This is a genomic window from Rickettsia australis str. Phillips (assembly GCF_000273745.1).
GTDB classification, from domain to species: domain Bacteria; phylum Pseudomonadota; class Alphaproteobacteria; order Rickettsiales; family Rickettsiaceae; genus Rickettsia; species Rickettsia australis.
On the sequence record NZ_AKVZ01000023.1, the window covers coordinates 40037 to 58334 of the forward strand.

Consider the following 18298-nt stretch of genomic DNA (forward strand, 5'->3'; position numbering starts at 1 on the left):
AATGACATTAACAAGCCACGGGATGACCCCAATTATCTTTAAAAGATACAGCTAAATACCAATCACTTCAGACAAGATGAGTTTAAGGGATAGCATGCACAGCGTACAAAAAGTACGTGAGCACAGGCTATACCCGCAAAATTTACTTGTCTCAAGTGATTGAGACGACGCTGTACTATACATCCAAATTCACGACATTCAACGCATTCGCTTGGATAAATAATCTACGAGGTTCAACAACATCACCCATTAAAGTAGAGAAAATGCCCTCCGCTTCATCGGCCTCCGCAACTCTTACCTGAAGCAAAGTTCTTTTTGCAGGATCAAGAGTAGTTTCCCATAATTGGTCGGAATTCATCTCACCAAGACCCTTAAAACGCTGGATGTTTATCCCTTTTTTCCCACATTCTATAATGGTATTTAATAACTGGCTTGCTGTTAAAATACCGCATTCCTGACTTTTTACTATAAGCTTTAATTGCTTACTGAATATATCAAAAATCGTTAAAGCAAGCTTTGATATTTGTACAAATTCAAATGATTCCAACTGCTCTTTCAACAATATTTTACTTTCTTTTAAACCCCTACTAAAACGGAAGAACTCTATTTTATTTTCATGTTTTAAAATTTCCCAATTAGTTTTATCAGGTGACTCTTCTAAGCTATTTAAAACATCTAAAGCTCTTTCGAGTCTTAAGTCACTTTCAGCTTCAAATATTTTGTTATTAAGTAAGTCATTAATCGCAAGAATTTCAGTAATTGAGCGATTAAATTTTTTGCTAGCATGGTCAAGCAAGCCGTTAAACTTAACTACTTTATTAATTAGCTCTTCTAAATTATCACCTACTAACTGCTCTTTACCGTCTAGAGTTAAGGTTGCATCATTGATAGTGGATTTTATCAAATAATCCTGCAAAGCTTGTTCATTCTTTAAATAAAGCTCAGCTGCACCCTTTTTTACCTTATAAAGTGGTGGCTGTGCTATATATAGATAACCTTTATTTATTAGCTCAGGCATATGACGATAGAAAAACGTTAGCAATAAAGTTCTAATGTGCGAGCCGTCAACATCAGCATCGGTCATAATAATAACTTTATGGTATCTAAGCTTTTCTAAGGAAAATTCTCGTTCAACACTAATCCCAAGAGCTGTAATTAACGTACCAATTTGGTCCGAACCGAGCATTTTATCAAATCTTGCACGCTCAACATTCAAAATTTTACCACGCAAAGGCAATATAGCCTGAATTTTGCTATCCCTACCCTGTTTTGCAGTACCGCCCGCAGAGTCTCCCTCAACAATAAACAATTCTGAAACTGCCGGATCTTTTGCATGGCAATCGGCAAGCTTACCGGGTAAATTCGAGACTTCTAAGGCTGATTTTCTTCGAGTTAGCTCTCTCGCTTTTCTAGCAGCTTCACGAGCATTAGCTGCTTCCATAATCTTAGCTATAATTGCCTTTGATTCCGCTGGATGCTCTTCAAACCACTCAAGAACCTTTGTATAAACGGCATTTTCAACAACCGGTCGCACTTCAGAGCTTACTAACTTATCTTTTGTTTGAGAGGAAAATTTAGGATCAGGAACTTTAACGGAAAGTACACAACATAAGCCTTCTCTAGTATCCTCACCGCTAAAGTCATTTTTAGATTTTTTATTAAGACCCGTAGTATCAAGGTACGAGGTAATAACACGTGTTATTGCTGATTTGAAAGCACTAAGATGAGTTCCGCCGTCACGCTGCCTAATATTGTTAGTGAAACACAGGATATTTTCATGATAAGAATCGTTCCAGTGCATCGCAAGCTCAAGGCTTATACCGGAGTCAGCATTCTCTGTATTAACTACTATACATGGATGAATGGCGTGTTTAGCTCTATCTATATATTTTACATAAGCTTCTATACCGCCCGTATAATAAAACTCTACTTCTTTAACTTCTTCAAAGCGATTATCGACGAGTAAAATCTTTACGCCTGAATTTAAAAAAGCAAGCTCACGAAGACGATGCTCTATAGTACCAAAATCAAATTCTATATTAGTAAATGTTTCTATAGACGGAAAAAAAGTAACTTCCGTACCTTTTTTAGCAATATTTTCTTTGACAACCGCAAGCGGAGCTTCTGTTATACCATTATTAAATCTAATCAAATATTCCTTATTATTACGCCAAATACGTAATTCAAGCCACTCTGAAAGAGCATTCACAACCGATACCCCAACACCGTGCAGACCGCCTGAAATCTTGTAAGAGTTTTGATCAAACTTACCGCCGGCGTGAAGTTGCGTCATAATAACTTCAGCTGCCGATATTCCTTCTTCTTCATGAATTTCAACGGGGATACCTCGCCCATTATCAGATACGGTTACCGAACCATTTTTATTTAATGTTACTCTTACTAGATCACAATAACCGGCAAGCGACTCGTCGATAGCGTTGTCGACTACTTCATAAATCATATGATGTAGACCGGATCCATCTCCAACGTCCCCGATATACATTCCCGGTCTTTTTCTTACGGCTTCAAGACCTTTTAAAACCTTTATAGAATCAGCACCGTATGATGATTCGTTAAATTTTTCTTCAATTTCCGACATAATCCGACACAATATTTTGTTGCTAAAAACAATAAAAATAACTATAACGTAACTTATTCGAATAGTAAAGTTTCGTGATTTAAAAAGTTTACATCATTACGAGGAGCAAAGCGACGCGGCAATCCAGTAACAGCTATGCATTTTTAACTGGATTGCTTCGTCAATTGCTATGCAATTTCCTCGCAATGACGATATGACAATACCAAATTAGTGAGATAACAATGAATATATTAAAGTTCAACAATATTTTCGACGTGATAGATGATTATGACGTGTTTTTATTTGATCTTTGGGGTGTAATAATCGAAGGAGGGCATACTTACCCAGGCGTCGTAGAAAATATTAATAAAATTATTAAATGGAAAAAAGTATATTTTGTTACTAATGCTCCACGAAATATTTTTTCGCTGCATCAAACAATTAAATCTTGGGGAGTAAACGTGTTACCTGAAATGATTATTAGCTCAGGTGAAATAGCTGTACAAATTATCCTAGAAAGCAAAGAACGCTTCGGTATTGCAAAACCGGTAATATATCACCTAGGACATTTAGACAATGATATAATAAATGGAATTCAATGTCCTATTACTGATGATATTAACCAAGCTAATATTTTCTTAATGACTATTTACAGAGACGAAAACAAAAATTTAGATTTAAATGAATTCGATGAGTTATTTAAAATTGTTGTACAACGTAAAATGGTCAATATTTGTGCTAATCCTGACCTTGGAATAAATCAGCACGGTGTTTATAGATATTGTAGCGGTTATTATGCAAAAAAAATAAAGCAGCTTGGCGGCAAAGTAATTTATAGCGGTAAGCCATATGAAAACATATATAGCAAGATTTTAAAAGAATGTCATAATACCCCTAAGAATCGTATGTTAATGATTGGGGATACTTTTTACACCGATATACTTGCAGCAAATCGCCTTGGTATAGACTCTGCCCTAGTGTTAACCGGAAATTCTAGAGAATATCATAGTAATTTTGATAATATTGAGGAAAAACTGGATAGTTTAACAAAAGCTGCTGTTAAGCAATCGATTATACCTAGTTTTGTTGCGAGTTTGTCGTAACTAACTGTCACCCCGTGGCTTGACCACGTGGTCCATAAAAACAATAAAGATACTCAATAAATTTAGTATCTTTAACTGGATCCTGTGGTCAAGCCACGGGATGATAGAGGTGAAATTGATCCACACGGGAATAACATAGAAAAGCGGAAATGACATCAAAAGAACTCTATTGATATGTTACTCATAATCTGCTATAGAGTAAAACTTAAGCGGTCGTGGCGAAATTGGTAGACGCGCAGCATTGAGGGTGCTGCTCTGTAAAAAGAGTGGAAGTTCAAGTCTTCTCGACCGCACCATTTCCCCGGTTTTTCATAAGGCCAAATTTTTTCTGTTTTAACACTTCAGATTTTATATTTACTTCTAAGTTCTTCTTGTTAGCAAATGTTGGTGCTAATTACATGAAAAGGAGTTGCAATAAAAACTATTGCTTATTTGTACTCTGTGATTTATATTGATTAGCAAATTGTACACAATTCTGTGCCAAGCCTAGCTAACCAGCTTTAAATAATTATAATAAGTATACTCCGAAGCAAAATGCAAAGTTGTCATACTTCGACACAACTTCAAAAAAAGCAAAGAATCCACAAGGTGAGGAGCGGAGCGTATACTTAATACGTGGCTACCTGTGCTCTTGTATGATAACGTAGCCAATTTTTGAAGTTCTATCTTAGTATATATAATAAACTATTAGGTAAATAGGCCATGCCTAATTTCAATATATTTAAAAGGATCTTGCCTGATCATCATGATCAATTTGCCGAGATTTTTGATCAAATTAATGATCTGATTGAAGATCACAATTATGATGCTGCTGCAAGCAGGCTGTCCAAGCTTCATTATGCCGATTTAGCGGATTTCTTAGATAATCTTAACAATAAAACATATAAAATAATTATTCCTTTATTACAGGATGAAATGAAGCCTGAAACGTTAGTATCGTTAAATGCTTATAGTAAGCCTTTAATCATAGAAACTTTAGGCATAAAAAAATCTGCAGAATTAATCAATAAGCTAGTTATAGAAGATGCTATTGAAGTAGTAATCGATCTAGATGATGATATAAAAAACCTTATCCTAAGTAATCTTACTAAAGAAAAAAAACACCAAATTACCGTAGGTTGTACATATCCCGAAAATACGGTAGGTAGGGTAATTGAGCGAGATTTTATTAATCTTCAAGAAGGCTGGACGGTTGAGGAATCATTAAATTTTATCAAGAACGTAAAACATGACTTTTATGCTGCAATCGTTACGGATAATAAATTACGCCCCATCGGTATTATTTCTCTTAGCACGCTAATTAAAGGCAAAAAAAATGAATTAATAAAAGATTTGATGAGCAAAGATTTTAAGCTTGCAGATACTTTTACTGACTTAAATGAATTAAGCTTCATTTTTAGACAATATGCTTTAACTATTGTACCGGTAGTAAATAAAAGCGGTAAGTTAGTAGGTAGCGTATCAATCGATAATATAATTTATATTATCGAAGAACAAGCCGGAAAAGATATATTATCATTAAGCGGGGTACACACTCAAGATACTTTTTTCAATGTATTTTATACCGTTAAACATCGTTTTCCTTGGCTCTTTGTTAATCTAATCACTGCCTGCATGACTTCACTTATCATTAACCATTTTAACGATACTATTGCAAAACTTGTAACGCTTGCAGCTACTATGCCTATCGTAGCTTCAATGGGCGGAAATGCTGGCACACAAGCCATGACCGTTACGGTTAGAGCCCTTGCTAATAAAGATATTCATTATAATACTGTCAATAAAGTTATATTAAAAGAAATAGCAGTATCGGCTTTTAACGGTTTTGTACTTGCAATTATCGGAGCAGGACTTAGCTTTGTGATGTTGCTTGACTTAAATCTTAGCGTTATTTTTGCTATTGCAGTTATTTTAAATTTTTTAGTAGCTGGATTATTCGGCTCTGCCATTCCTATAATACTACATTATTTTGATATAGACCCTGCTGCAGGCTCCGGCGTATTTCTAACAACCATAACCGATGCTCTAGGTTTCCTAACTTTCTTAAGCCTTGCTCATATTTTTTTAGTGTAATTGTTTATTAGGTGTCTTTCCAAACCAACTTATAGAGAGGAACTTAAAGGAGACATGGAAGTGCTTGCCCACCACAACGTACGTAGAAATACGTGAGAATGCGAGTAGGCATTGTTGCGTGGACCGATAAACCCACTGTGTCACCCCGTTTACTTGCTAACTAGGTCCATAAAAACAATAAAAATACTAATAATTTTAGTATTTTTAACTAGATCCCGTGGCTTGACCACAGGATGACAGAAGTGAAACCGATCCATGCAACAATACTATGTGAGTACCGGATTAACATATAAATTACCTTTACAGCAAACAGTAGCTACAACTCCAAGACATTTACATATACCGCAACTTGCATCCTGATTTTCAGACTCGGTAATATTATTCTCATAAGATATATTATTATCTCTTTGTATATTCTGATTATTATTATTGATATTCGAGTCTTTGAACAATAAATTTGTAACATTTAGTATTAACTCACCCTGTGATGCAATTAGATTAGTATTAATTTAAGGAGCTAGATTGTGCATACTCTTGTACTGCTAAACTATTACGGTTTGACATAGTTACATTTTGACTTTAGGATTAATATTTAAAATTGTATAACAATAATTTTTAATCTGCAGCTATTTATTATTAAAATTTTTTAATTAATAGCCCACAAATTATAATGAAATAAGAAATAACTGTTATGGAAGATATAAGCTCTTGGAAAAAAAAGTTTGAAATTTGTGTTTATAGTAAAAATTACTCGATAAACTCGAATATTTAAATACTAAAGTAGAAAATCCTATAGATATCCCCAAAATCAAAAAAGGTATCTACTATGCACGTAAATATCACGGTTCTCAAATGCATCAATCAGGCGCTCCTTATTATTCGCACCCTATTGAGGTAACAATTATGCTTGCTGAATTTGTAGCTGAAGAAGCACCTAAGCTTTATAACATTATTATGCTGCAAGCCGCTTTACTTCATGATACTATTGAAGATACCAAATTAACTGAAAAAGCAATTACCGCAATTTTTGGACCGGAAGTAGCAAAACACATAGAAGGTCTAACTAGAATTAAATCTTACGGGCAAATAAGTAATGGAGAAAGCCTAAACTTATTAATTAAAGAGAAAAGATACAATACGGCATAATAAAATTATTTGACCGAATTCATAATATGCAAACTTTGGGAGTTAAATCACCTGAGAAAGCTAGCAAAATTATTGAAGAGACTTTAATAAATTTTCTTTTGGTCGCTGCTAATATAAATTATAAACTAGAATGAGAATTTGCTGAATTATGCCTAAAAGTTTTTAATATCGAACTTGAAAGATACAAAACTTTTTCTAATAATAACTCGCTACTTCCTCCTCTAACTTTATAAAATGATTTACTCCTAATGTATAACCAATTAGAATTGGAATAATAAAAATAATAATCCCCAGTGATTAAAATAATCTATTAAGTAAATTGTGCCAAAAGAAGAAACTGCAAACATTAAAGCTCTTGATAAAGCAAAGATAAAACTGCCGCATGTAAAACGTTTTCATACCGAAAATCTTGTATAAAACACTGCACCTTCCGAAAAAGTAGTATGGGCAAATACTGCAATAAATAATTGGAATAAAAGTAATTTTATAGTATTTGAAATATTGTGTAGTAAGATAGGAGACATAATAGCTACAATAGAAAATATTATTAATCTTACCTTAAGGACTCTTAAAGGATGTATTTTATAAACCAAATAAGTAACAATTATTGTACTTATTAATTCTGTACCACAAACAATAAAATTTTGATGCATTACCTGAGCAGCACTGTAATTAAATGAGTTTTTTAGCATATTACCGCAATAAATATAAACAATATAAAACCATAACGGGGCTCCACAATGTATAAAAAAGAAAGCTATTGCTGTTGGTTTATTAATTTTTTCACTCCAAATAGGGCTTGATTTTAGCCTATTACTATCTATCCCCGCTTGTGCTACAGTTTTCTTTATTCGTCTTTTTGCATCAATGAAATCCAGAGTCTCTCTAAGATTTGTCCTTGCAATAGCACCAACTATAGCAATAGCTGCTCCAAACCAAAATGCAATACGCCAATCAAGTCCAAAAGAAGTAACAAGTGTTCCCACCGCCAATACTACGGTTGCACCTAAAGTTACAAAAACAACAAGCAAAGCCACTACCCAATAACGTTGAGGAATTTTGGTCGTTTCGGTTAGATAATCCCCCATAGAGAACATACCCTGAGCGATACGACATGCAGTTACTACAAAAGTTGCCGTAATACCAATTTCGGCATAAGTTTTTAATTAGCCATTATAAGACAACAAAGCGACATTAAAAAGTTGTAATAATGACCGTTGCCTTACGACTTATAGTATCTACTATCCAACCGAATATTAAAGCGCCTATAGGTCTAAATACATATGTTGAACAATATGCAATGGCAGAATATAGAGAAGCAGCTCGTACATCGGCTTCAGGAAAAAATAGCTCGTTAAGAAGTACCGCCATGTGTACATATAGCATGAGATCAAAATATTTAATAAACGTACCTATCGATAGTAGCGCTATTGCTTCTTTTTGATTACGGGCTAAACTCTTTTGCGTAACTTAATATACTTTTTGCAAATTAGTTAAAATTAATAAAGAATTATACTGTTTTATATAAAAATAAAAGCCAATTTAAAAAAATTAGATTTTATAGAATTGCTAACTAAAGACTAGTATTGTAATGAGCTGATTGCGTGGTACAATTTCACCTTTGTCATACCGTGGATTGACCACGGTATCCAGTAAAAATACTAAAATTATTAGTATTTTTATTGTTTTTATGGACCCCGTGGTCAAGCGAACTAAGTGACACAGTGGATTTTACCGATCCATGCAATAATGACTAATGAGCTGAACGACTGAAAGGAGCATATCAATCTAAAAAATAATAATAAAAAATTCTAGTTTACAGAATTTTTAACTAGATTGCTTAGTCAATATACTTTGTAATTTCTTTGCAATGGCGTTAATTTATTAAATAATCTATCTTTATTTAGCAATGCCAATAAATTTCTAATTTAATACTTGCAATTTATCTTATAATTACTTATATTCAAATTCGCTTAGATTAAAAAGTACTAAGGCGTTTTATATGTAATTAATTTTGATCCCCTTAAACTTTTTACATTAAAACGCCGTTATTAGATGGTATCGGTAAATAAATTTTAATTAGTAATTAAAGGGCTTTTTTAGCAAAAATTCATAAGATTTTTGAAGGGATATTATCAATATTTCAAAAAAATCTTATAATTTGCCGCAAAGAAGAATTAAATTATCGGTTTAAATTTATTGACTGATACCCTCATATTTAAGCGGGTGTAGCTCAGGGGTAGAGCGCTACCTTGCCAAGGTCGAAGTCGAGGGTTCGAATCCCTTCACCCGCTCCAGTGATTTTTTCTGTTTTATGTCATTTTTGCGTGGCATTGTTGCGTGGAAACCAAAGCGGTCATTGCAAGGAGCGAAGCGACACAGCAATCCAGAAAACGGTTAAAAAAATTCTGATTTACAGAATTTTTTACTGGATTGCTTCGTCGCATTACTCAGTAATTCTTCTCGCAATGACGGACAATCAGTCCAAGCAATAACGTTCTTTCGCAAATAACATCAGTAAGTTTATCATAAATTCAATCTTTCAAACCATCTTTTTTCTTAATATCTTCTAATGAAATTACTTCTTCTCCTTTTTCTATACGAGACAAAGCAATTAATAAATCCGCTTTTTCTTCTATATAATTTTTTATATCGGCGATTTTAGTTGTCATCAATATAATTAGTTTTTGATTATTTAATACTAGCACGAACTATAATTAACTTATACATTATTTATTTTACCCTTGCATTAAAGCTATTAGGTAGCTATTTTTATTTTATTGCAACAATTAGGAAATTACATATGTCAGCAAATACGCAAGATAATCAGGCAAATAATAATGACATTATAGAGATACAGGCAACTGAGGTAGTGCCTGTAGAAACAAATTTTCTACAATCGGGATTCACAAGCTTAATACCGATGGTTTTAATTTTTGCCGTATTTTACCTCTTATTATTACGTCCACAAGAAAAACGACGCAAAGAAATAGAGAAATTAGTAAGTGAAGTTAAAAAAGGCGAAGAAGTTCTAACAAATAGCGGCATTTACGGTATTGTGACTAAAGTAAGTGAAAATGACAATAAGGTTGAAATCGAAATAGCTAAAGACGTACGTATTAAAGCTTTAAAAAGTGCTATTATCGATATAACTAGTCGTACAAAAGAAGTAGCAGTAAAAAAAGAAAATAACAAAAAAGATAAGAAGGTAAACGGTGCAAAATCTTCCTAAGTGGAAAATTTTTTTTTCAATTATATGTACGGTTTTTGCGGTTATTTGTGTCTTACCTAATTTTATGCAGGTAAACTCTAAGTTTTTGCCTAATGATTCAGTAAATTTAGGGCTTGACCTTAGAGGAGGCGCCCATTTATTACTCGATGTTGATTTTGATACCTACTTAAATGATTCAATGGAAAATCTTGCTGATACTTTACGCAAAAATTTTCGCGAGGATAAAATCGGCTATAAAAATCTGTTAGTTAGACAAAATAACATTCAATTAGAAGTAAGATCGCCTGAGGAATTAAAACCTTTAAAGAAAATAATTAATAAAATCGATCCAGAAATTATCGCTGACGTAAATAAAAATAAAATAAAGCTTAGCTACAGCGAATCTAGATTAAATGACTTACTTAATAAGGTAGTAGACCAATCTATTGAGATCGTTCGAATGAGAGTTGATAGTACCGGCACTAAAGAGCCAACACTACAGAAGCAAGGCGATAAGCATATATTACTGCAAATTCCCGGCGAAGAAAATCCCTCTTACCTGAAGAATCTATTAGGGAAAACTGCAAAACTAACTTTTCATTTAGTTGATGAAAATGCCAATATCGAAGAAGCGGTAAAAGGGCATGTCCCGGTAGGTTCAATGCTAGTTAAGGGAGATAGCGAAAGTCATGGGGAGTATTATGTAGTTATAAAGAAAAAAGTTGTTTTGGGTGGGGATCAGCTTACAACCGCTTCAGCTTCTTTTGATCAAAATTCACAAGCGGTAGTTGCCTTTTCTTTCAATAATTTAGGTAGTAAAATATTCGGTGAAATAACCAAAAATAATACCGGTAAACGCCTTGCTATAGTTTTAGACAATAAATTACTAAGTGCTCCAACAATAAACGGAGCGATTATGGGCGGAAGCGGTATAATAACAGGAAATTTTACCGTTGAGTCAGCAAATGAACTTGCACTATTATTGCGGGCCGGTTCGCTCCCTGCCCCGCTTAAAATTATTGAAGAGAGAAGTATAGGTCCAAATTTAGGTGCTGACTCTATAGAGTCTGGCAAAAAGGCATGGCTTATAGGATTTATAGCAGTTTGTATATTTATGGTTTGGTCTTACGGCGTACTTGGTTTATTCGCCAATATAGCCTTAAGCCTTGCATTGTTATATATTCTAGCTTTACTTTCACTTTTCCAAGCTACTTTAACTCTGCCGGGAATTGCAGGAATAATACTAACTATGGGGATGGCTGTTGATGCTAATGTATTGATTTACGAAAGGATTAAGGAGGAACTGCATAAAGGTGTTTCTAATCTTTATGCCATTAGAACCGGTTTTGAATCTGCGTTTGCTACTATCCTTGATTCTAACTTCACTACTTTAATTGTTGCTTTTTTACTTTATATATTCGGAGTCGGGGCAATAAAAGGTTTTGCCGTTGCATTAACAATCGGGATTATATCTTCAATGTTTTCGGCAATTATCATTACTAAATTGTTAATAGATATTTGGGTAAAGTATTTTAAACCTAAAAAATTAGGTTTGGTGTAAAAGAGTAGACTTTGTGGTAGTCATAGTTTTAGCTTCATTGCGAGGAAAAACTGGCGTTGTTGCATGGATCATTTATGTCATTCCCGCGTAGGCGGGAATCCAATACTTTAAAGATTTTTAAAAAACTGTTTTAAATCTCGCTTGACGCTGGATTCCTGCCTACGCGGGAATGACATCGAACGTATTCCAACAAAACCTCTACAAGTGAGCTAGGATGACAACGAAAAAATGGGTAATATCTTATGAAAATGCAATCAAATGTTATCAAAATAATTATCGTAATTAGCTTATTAATAGGAGTAGGAGCACTATATTTGTTGTTATCTTTAAGCACGCCTGAAAAACCGCTTGCCGGTCAAGTTAATATCTATGAAGATAACGTAAAAATCGGCGGTAGTTTTAAACTAATAGACCAAAATGGAGAGATATTTAATAGTGACAAGTTGAAAGGTAACTTAAGCATTATTTACTTTGGATTTACTAACTGTCCTGATATATGCCCAACCTCTCTAAATAAAATGACGGAGATTGTAGAAATTTTAAATAAACATAAAATAGATATTCTACCTATTTTTATCACTATTGATCCAAAACGTGATACACCTGAAGTGCTTAAAGAATATTTAAAACATTTTCATCCAAAATTTATAGGTCTTACCGGTAACGAACAGCAAATAAAAGATGTAACTGATAAATTCAAGGTTTTCTATGCTCGTGTAAATGGTGACGATGACGACCCGAACTATATGCTTGATCATTCATCTTTTACCTATTTAATCGATGCAAACGGAAAATATCTAAAACATTTCTATTTAGATTCTTCACCTAAGGACATTATGGAGTTTTTAAGAAATGAATAACTATATATCGGTAGCGTATTTATTTACCCTCTTAACCTTAGCCATACTGTTAATCGTAAGTTTTTTAAATTACAAGTCATTGAAAAATAAACAGAACTTTAATGCAAAAGAGAGTAAGAAATAGATTAATAACAATCATTATTTGTTTCTGCTCAGCTACTCTCGGAATTAGTATAATACTTTACAATTTAGAGAAAAATATAGTATTTTTTTTGCCGCCGTCAAAAATTAATACAATAGAAGAAGGCAAAGAGTTAAGAGTAGGCGGGCTTGTTAAAATAGACTCAATAAATAAAATTGCTGCTGATAAGATAAGTTTTGTTATTACCGATAATATTAAGGATTTAGAGATATTATATCAAGGAGTCCTCCCTGCCCTATTTCGTGAAGGACAAGGAATTATTGCCATAGGGCAATTATTGGACAGGAAATTTATAGCAAGGCAATTACTTGCAAAGCATGATGAGAATTACAGACCTCCGAGTTAAAGCACTCGGTGTCATACCGTGGCTTGACCACGGTATCCATAAAAACAACTTAAAACACAAGTTGTTTTATATTTTTAACTAGATGCCGTGGTCAAGCCACGGCATGACAAAAACAAAACAAAAAACATGTTTATAGATAAAATCAAAGCAAAAGCAAATAATGACGAAATAAACGTAATTATCGAAATTCCGATGAATAACGGTCCAATCAAATACGAATTTGACAAAGAATCAGGAGCTGTTTTTGTTGATCGCTTTATACAAACTACCATGAGCTATCCGTGTAATTACGGCTTTATTCCTCATACTCTTTCAAATGACGGTGATCCGGTAGACGTACTTGTCGTAGCTCATCATCCGGTAGTGCCTGGGTCGGTTATAAAATGCCGAGCAGTCGGCGTATTAATGATGGAAGACGAATCAGGACTCGATGAGAAGATTATCGCAGTACCAACCTCTAAACTCGATATTACTTTCGATCATATTAAAGAACTAGATGATTTATGTGAAATGCTAAAGAAACGTATCGTGCATTTCTTTGAGCATTATAAAGATTTAGAAAAAGGTAAATGGGTTAAGGTTAACGGATGGGAAAATAAAGCAAAAGCAGAAGCTTTAATCAATGAAGGAATAGATAGGGTTAGTTAGAGGTACGGTAGTTCTGTCATACCGTGGCTTGATCACGGTATCCAGTAAAACATATAAAAATAAATTTTTATATGTTTATTCTATCAAGCTATGTACTGTCGGTAATAACGTTGAGATTATTTTTTCTGGATCCTGTAGACAAGCCACGGTATGACATAGGTAAAACTAATCCACGCAAACAATATATCCTTACAATAACGTATCTATAAAAAACAGTAATATTAAGAAAACAGTGACATTATTTCGTTCAGGAGTCATAGTAGCTTTTTTTACACTAATTTCTCGTATATTTGGGCTTGTACGTGAACAATTTATCGCATCATTATTTGGCTCTACGCCTATGGGTGATAGCATTAATGTTGCTTTTAAACTACCGAATCTATTTAGAAGAATTTTTGCAGAAGGGGCATTGTCAAGCGTATTCATTCCTATTTATAATGAAAAAATTCTTATTTCTAAGAAAGACGCTAATAATTTTTCAGGCGAGGTATTTACCATTCTACTTCTGACATTAATAGTAATAATAGCATCAATGCAAATCTTCATGCCACAATTAATGTTGTTTATTGCTCCTGGATTTCACGGTAAAAAAGAAAAATTTGAGCTTACGGTATTTTTATGCCGAATTACAATACCTTATTTAATATTTGTTTCATTAACAGCTCTACTTGGCGGAATATTAAACTCTGTAAAGAAATTTGCAGCCTTTGCTTTTTCACCGGTTATTTTAAGTGTATGCGTAATAATTTTTACTTTAACATTTGATAATTATATAGAGTCTACTACCTCAATTAGCTTATCTTTAATAATTGCCGGAATATTACAAGTTTCTTTTATGTTTGTCTGTGTAAAAAGATCGGATTTAAACTTTCCAATAATTTTTAACCCAAGCGATCCTGATGTAAAAAAGCTTTTGATTAATATGGGACCGGCAACTATTAGCTCCGGCGTACAGCAATTAAATCTTTTCATATCCCAATCTATTGCTAGCTTTATTGAAGGTGCTATTTCTATATTATCTTATGCCGACCGGATATATCAATTTCCTTTATCGATAATAGGTACTAGCTTTTCTACTATATTGCTACCTGAGCTGTCAAAAATCTATAAATCAAATGATATAGTAGCTGCAAAAAAAATACAGAATAACGCTATTAGAATAGGGCTATTATTATCACTGCCTGCAACATTCGGTATTATAATTCTATCTAATCCGATTATTAATATAATTTATGAAAGAGGAGTATTCACGCCTCAAGATACTACAAATACAGCCGAGGCTATTTCTGCATTTGCACTCGGACTTCCTGCTTTTATTTTGGCAAAAATTTTAACTCCTATTTTTTATGCTAACGGAGATACTAAAACACCACTCAAAATAACCTTATTTTCAATCATAATTAATACCGGTATGAATCTATTATTAATGGATTCTTTGAAACATATCGGTATTGCAGTAGGTACATCTATTGCGGCTTGGTATAATCTAGGTTTATTATATAGCTATACTACAAAACAAAATAAACTTCATATAGAAGACGGTATAAAACTTTTTTGCGGTAAAATTTTGTTATGCTGTACATTAATGTCTATTATAATTGCTTTAATAAAACATTATTATTTAGAATATTTTTATTCAGAATATTTACTGATTAAGATCTGTATGCTAGGTAGTACAATTGCAGTTGGAATGGGAGTATTTTTCGGCACAGCATATTTATTAAAAGTGGTCAATTATGATAATAACAAAAAATAAATCAAATTATCAGGATTTGCTAAAAACCTTAGCTATTATAGCCATGAGCATTGATCATGTGGGTTTATATCTATATCCTGAATTAACGGTTATGCGCATTATAGGTCGCACGGCTATGCCGATATTTTGCTTTTTTGCCGGTTATAATTTTCATGATAAGCCAAAAACTAGAATAATAATATGCGGAGTTTTGCTACAAATATATACTACTGTACTATTTAAACAGTTTCTTACTACACATATTCTAATCTCTATCTATCTAGGGCAATGGTATATTTATTATTTTCGTAATTCTTTAACTCGCTTTTTCTATAGCGGTTATTACCATGTAGTTATAATGGTAATATTGTGGTATATTAGCTGGGCTTTGATTGATTACGGGACTCTTGTGATTGCTATAATGATACTTGGATTTATTGCAAAACATGAGCAGGTAAATCTAAAACTTTGCGGTTTTGTAGCAATTTTTGCTTCCCTAGTGCATTCGACTCTTTTTACTCTTGCGATTCCATTTAGTGATTTTAATTTTTCAAATACTGACTTAATTTTAAACCTCACTTTTTTAACAATTACTTACATATTAATGATCTTAAGCGATTACTCACAAAAAATACCAATAAATCTCAAATGGATAAGTCGTAATGTTATATATATATATTGTATACAAATTATAATCTTACAATTCATATTCATCTATAAATACACATATGGTTTTAAAAATTGGTAGATAAACATTAATAATTAGTGACAGCGTAATTTAGTTAATATTAATATATTTAAATAAATTGATAATTAAATATATGAATATAATAGATCGCTTAATTTTGGATAATGAACAATATAAAGAGCAATTTAGAAAAAATAAACTATTTAAAATTAAGTTAGATAGTACCATACGAAAAAATAAATTTCTTATACATTTTTGGATTTGGTCAGACGCATTTCAAAAAATGGTATTAGCAAGAGTAGTGTTTTCTGAAACAAAAGAATTTAAACAACTTGCATGGGAACATCTTACCGATGAATTTGGACATAATATAGAATTATCCCAAAATCTAGAAAATGATGAAGAAGTTACAGATTCTATTTGTGAGGCCTTAGGTTCTTGGTTTATACTAAAAATGATGACTCTTGGAGATAGTGAACGAGCTGTTCTTGTCCATTTAGTAATAGAGTCTTGTGCTACTATATTTTATGAAAAACTAGGATCAATATTTTTAAATCATAAGTCAGCAAAACATTTCAAAACACATATGTATCTTGATCCTGAACATGAACAAATGGGAATAGATTTATTAAAACAAATAAATATTAATGATTCTTCTTTACTCACTATTCAAAAAAAAGGCTGGGATATGATTGACGCTCTGTTTACTAGGCTTGCGGAAATTACACAGGACTAATTGGATAATAGGGTATCAGTCAAATAAATTTTAACCTAATATTATAAATAGTAAAAATAAAAACTAATTAATTGACATTTAAGGCCATTATATGTATATCACTAATGCTTATTTATATATTAAAAATTTTTAATATATAAGCTATACGAATATTAAATAATATTAATGGATTAAGATGCCAATACTCCGCGTACTAACGTAACACCAAAAAGCATTTTTAGTAAACTTACTTATAAATGATTTAGCTACTACTATACGTGCTTATAATGCTGTAAATATACCTCTAGATGCAGCTTTCAAAACTTCATTACAAAATAATTATTACAAAACTGTAAAACTACTACTTTTACAGGATCAACTTAATCTTAATTATAAGGACACCGAAGGAAATGCAGTTTTAATGAATATACTTCAATCACCAAATACTCCTCTACTAAAAAATTATTTTAGTAAGGCAAAAGCAGAAACTGATTTTAAATTATTTCCTTTAATACCTAATAATAGCGGTCATACAATTTATGAGATTGCTGCAGTAGCAGACAGTAAAAAAATTTCAAAAATTCTTTATCATAAAATAGCAGAGCTTCATGATCTTAATAAAATAGGAGTTCAATCATTAAAGGACATGAATCCGTCTTATTATACACTTTATCCTAATAACCTAGATACTCCATATGAGATGAAATTAAATGGAGACATACTGTTACCAACAGCACCTACAAAATAAAAACATAATACAATACTAATAGCTTTAGTATTAGTATTTGGTACAGCCACTAGTGTACGAATGTTACCAAATCGTCATTGCAAAGCCACAAAGTGGCTGCGGCAACCCAGAAAAATAAGTAAAAAAATTCTGTAAATCAGAATTTTTTTACTGGATTGCTTTGTCAAAATCTTCAATTTTTCCTTGCAATGACGAAAATCATTAAACCTAAACCAACTCACTTACTTGCGATTTGGCGAAAAGCTTTATCTGAAAGTTAACAAAATTTAAATTACCTTTTGAACCTATTTCCGCAAATTTATGAGCTTTAAGTAATAGATCATAATCTTTTGCCAAATCAGCAAAGAAAAATTCCATTTCACCGCTTTGTTTTACTCCTAAAACCTCACCGCTACCTCGAAGTTTTAAATCCTGCTCAGCGATATAAAATCCATCATTAGTTTGTTTCATTATCTCAAACCTACCTCGTGCAACTTTTCCAAGCCTTTTAGGATTATATAGCAATATACAATATGATTGCAAAGAGCCTCGCCCTACTCTACCTCTAAGCTGATGAAGCTGAGCAAGACCAAATCTCTCAGCGTTTTCAATAATGATCAAGGTTGCTTCAGGCACGTCTATTCCGACTTCAATAACAGTTGTTGCAACTAATATCTTAATTTCACCTTCCTTAAACTGCTTCATTATTTGGTCTTTCTGCTCGTTCTTCATCTTACCGTGAATAATACCGGTATAACCTTGATA

General features: G+C 32.7%; 15 protein-coding genes, 2 tRNA genes and 3 pseudogenes. 14 read left to right on the forward strand and 6 right to left on the reverse strand.

Going from position 1 to position 18298, the window contains the following annotated elements:
* Nucleotides 1-175: 175 nt before the first annotated feature.
* Complete coding sequence (gene gyrB / locus A452_RS0104200) at nt 176-2599, reverse strand: DNA topoisomerase (ATP-hydrolyzing) subunit B (RefSeq protein WP_014412560.1); 2424 nt, start codon at nt 2597-2599, stop codon at nt 176-178.
* A 221-nt stretch (nt 2600-2820) separates the two neighbouring features.
* On the opposite strand from gyrB, the gene A452_RS0104205 reads away from it, so the two are divergent.
* The 3 genes from A452_RS0104205 (at nt 2821) to mgtE (ending at nt 5754) form a co-directional block, all read left to right on the forward strand.
* On the forward strand, nt 2821-3681 hold the full coding sequence (locus A452_RS0104205) for a TIGR01459 family HAD-type hydrolase (RefSeq protein WP_014412559.1): 861 nt from the start codon (nt 2821-2823) through the stop codon (nt 3679-3681).
* Nucleotides 3682-3890: 209 nt separating this feature from the next.
* A tRNA-Leu gene (locus tag A452_RS0104210) sits at nt 3891-3977 on the forward strand.
* 406 nt (nt 3978-4383) lie between these two features.
* Complete coding sequence (mgtE, locus tag A452_RS0104215) at nt 4384-5754, forward strand: magnesium transporter (RefSeq protein WP_014412558.1); 1371 nt, start codon at nt 4384-4386, stop codon at nt 5752-5754.
* Between the two features lie 266 nt (nt 5755-6020).
* Here the strand turns inward: mgtE and A452_RS12055 are convergent.
* Nucleotides 6021-6318, reverse strand: a pseudogene (locus A452_RS12055) (hypothetical protein).
* A gap of 127 nt (nt 6319-6445) precedes the next feature.
* On the opposite strand from A452_RS12055, the pseudogene A452_RS11405 reads away from it, so the two are divergent.
* Nucleotides 6446-7034 (forward strand): annotated as a pseudogene (locus tag A452_RS11405) (HD domain-containing protein).
* 61 nt (nt 7035-7095) lie between these two features.
* Here A452_RS11405 and A452_RS12830 read toward each other — a convergent pair.
* A pseudogene (locus tag A452_RS12830) lies at nt 7096-7436 on the reverse strand (proline/betaine transporter).
* Between the two features lie 658 nt (nt 7437-8094).
* Nucleotides 8095-8286 (reverse strand): hypothetical protein, encoded by a 192-nt coding sequence (locus tag A452_RS10845; RefSeq protein ID WP_155813365.1) that lies wholly within the window; start codon nt 8284-8286, stop codon nt 8095-8097.
* A gap of 836 nt (nt 8287-9122) precedes the next feature.
* Here A452_RS10845 and A452_RS0104250 point away from each other — a divergent pair.
* Nucleotides 9123-9197 (forward strand) — tRNA-Gly (locus A452_RS0104250).
* A 237-nt stretch (nt 9198-9434) separates the two neighbouring features.
* Here A452_RS0104250 and A452_RS0104255 read toward each other — a convergent pair.
* Entirely contained in the window at nt 9435-9572 is a 138-nt protein-coding gene (locus tag A452_RS0104255; RefSeq protein ID WP_014412554.1) for a hypothetical protein, read from the reverse strand.
* A 131-nt stretch (nt 9573-9703) separates the two neighbouring features.
* On the opposite strand from A452_RS0104255, the gene yajC reads away from it, so the two are divergent.
* The 9 genes from yajC (at nt 9704) to A452_RS0104300 (ending at nt 17554) form a co-directional block, all read left to right on the forward strand.
* Nucleotides 9704-10132 carry a preprotein translocase subunit YajC gene (gene yajC / locus A452_RS0104260; protein WP_014412553.1) on the forward strand — a complete coding sequence of 143 codons (429 nt, stop codon included), beginning with the start codon at nt 9704-9706 and terminating at the stop codon, nt 10130-10132.
* Nucleotides 10116-11672 carry a protein translocase subunit SecD gene (gene secD / locus A452_RS0104265; RefSeq protein ID WP_014412552.1) on the forward strand — a complete coding sequence of 519 codons (1557 nt, stop codon included), beginning with the start codon at nt 10116-10118 and terminating at the stop codon, nt 11670-11672. The genes yajC and secD overlap by 17 nt, the downstream gene beginning before the upstream one ends.
* Before the next feature lie 242 nt (nt 11673-11914).
* Nucleotides 11915-12532, forward strand: a complete 618-nt coding sequence (locus A452_RS0104270) for an SCO family protein (RefSeq protein WP_014412551.1) — start codon at nt 11915-11917, stop codon at nt 12530-12532.
* A 101-nt stretch (nt 12533-12633) separates the two neighbouring features.
* Nucleotides 12634-13020, forward strand: coding sequence for a cytochrome c maturation protein CcmE (gene ccmE / locus A452_RS0104275; RefSeq protein ID WP_014412550.1), 387 nt, complete (start codon nt 12634-12636; stop codon nt 13018-13020).
* Nucleotides 13021-13146: 126 nt separating this feature from the next.
* Complete coding sequence (gene ppa / locus A452_RS0104280; protein ID WP_014412549.1) at nt 13147-13668, forward strand: inorganic diphosphatase; 522 nt, start codon at nt 13147-13149, stop codon at nt 13666-13668.
* Between the two features lie 232 nt (nt 13669-13900).
* Nucleotides 13901-15424 carry a murein biosynthesis integral membrane protein MurJ gene (gene murJ / locus A452_RS0104285; RefSeq protein ID WP_014412548.1) on the forward strand — a complete coding sequence of 508 codons (1524 nt, stop codon included), beginning with the start codon at nt 13901-13903 and terminating at the stop codon, nt 15422-15424.
* Nucleotides 15405-16151 (forward strand): TraX family protein, encoded by a 747-nt coding sequence (locus tag A452_RS0104290; RefSeq protein ID WP_014412547.1) that lies wholly within the window; start codon nt 15405-15407, stop codon nt 16149-16151. The genes murJ and A452_RS0104290 overlap by 20 nt, the downstream gene beginning before the upstream one ends.
* 73 nt (nt 16152-16224) lie before the next feature.
* Nucleotides 16225-16827 (forward strand): hypothetical protein, encoded by a 603-nt coding sequence (locus tag A452_RS0104295; RefSeq protein ID WP_014412546.1) that lies wholly within the window; start codon nt 16225-16227, stop codon nt 16825-16827.
* Nucleotides 16828-17227: 400 nt separating this feature from the next.
* On the forward strand, nt 17228-17554 hold the full coding sequence (locus A452_RS0104300) for a hypothetical protein (protein ID WP_014412545.1): 327 nt from the start codon (nt 17228-17230) through the stop codon (nt 17552-17554).
* Nucleotides 17555-17761: 207 nt separating this feature from the next.
* Here the strand turns inward: A452_RS0104300 and A452_RS0104305 are convergent.
* Nucleotides 17762-18298: helicase-related protein (locus A452_RS0104305; RefSeq protein WP_025999576.1), on the reverse strand; the 537-nt coding region annotated here is incomplete at its 5' end.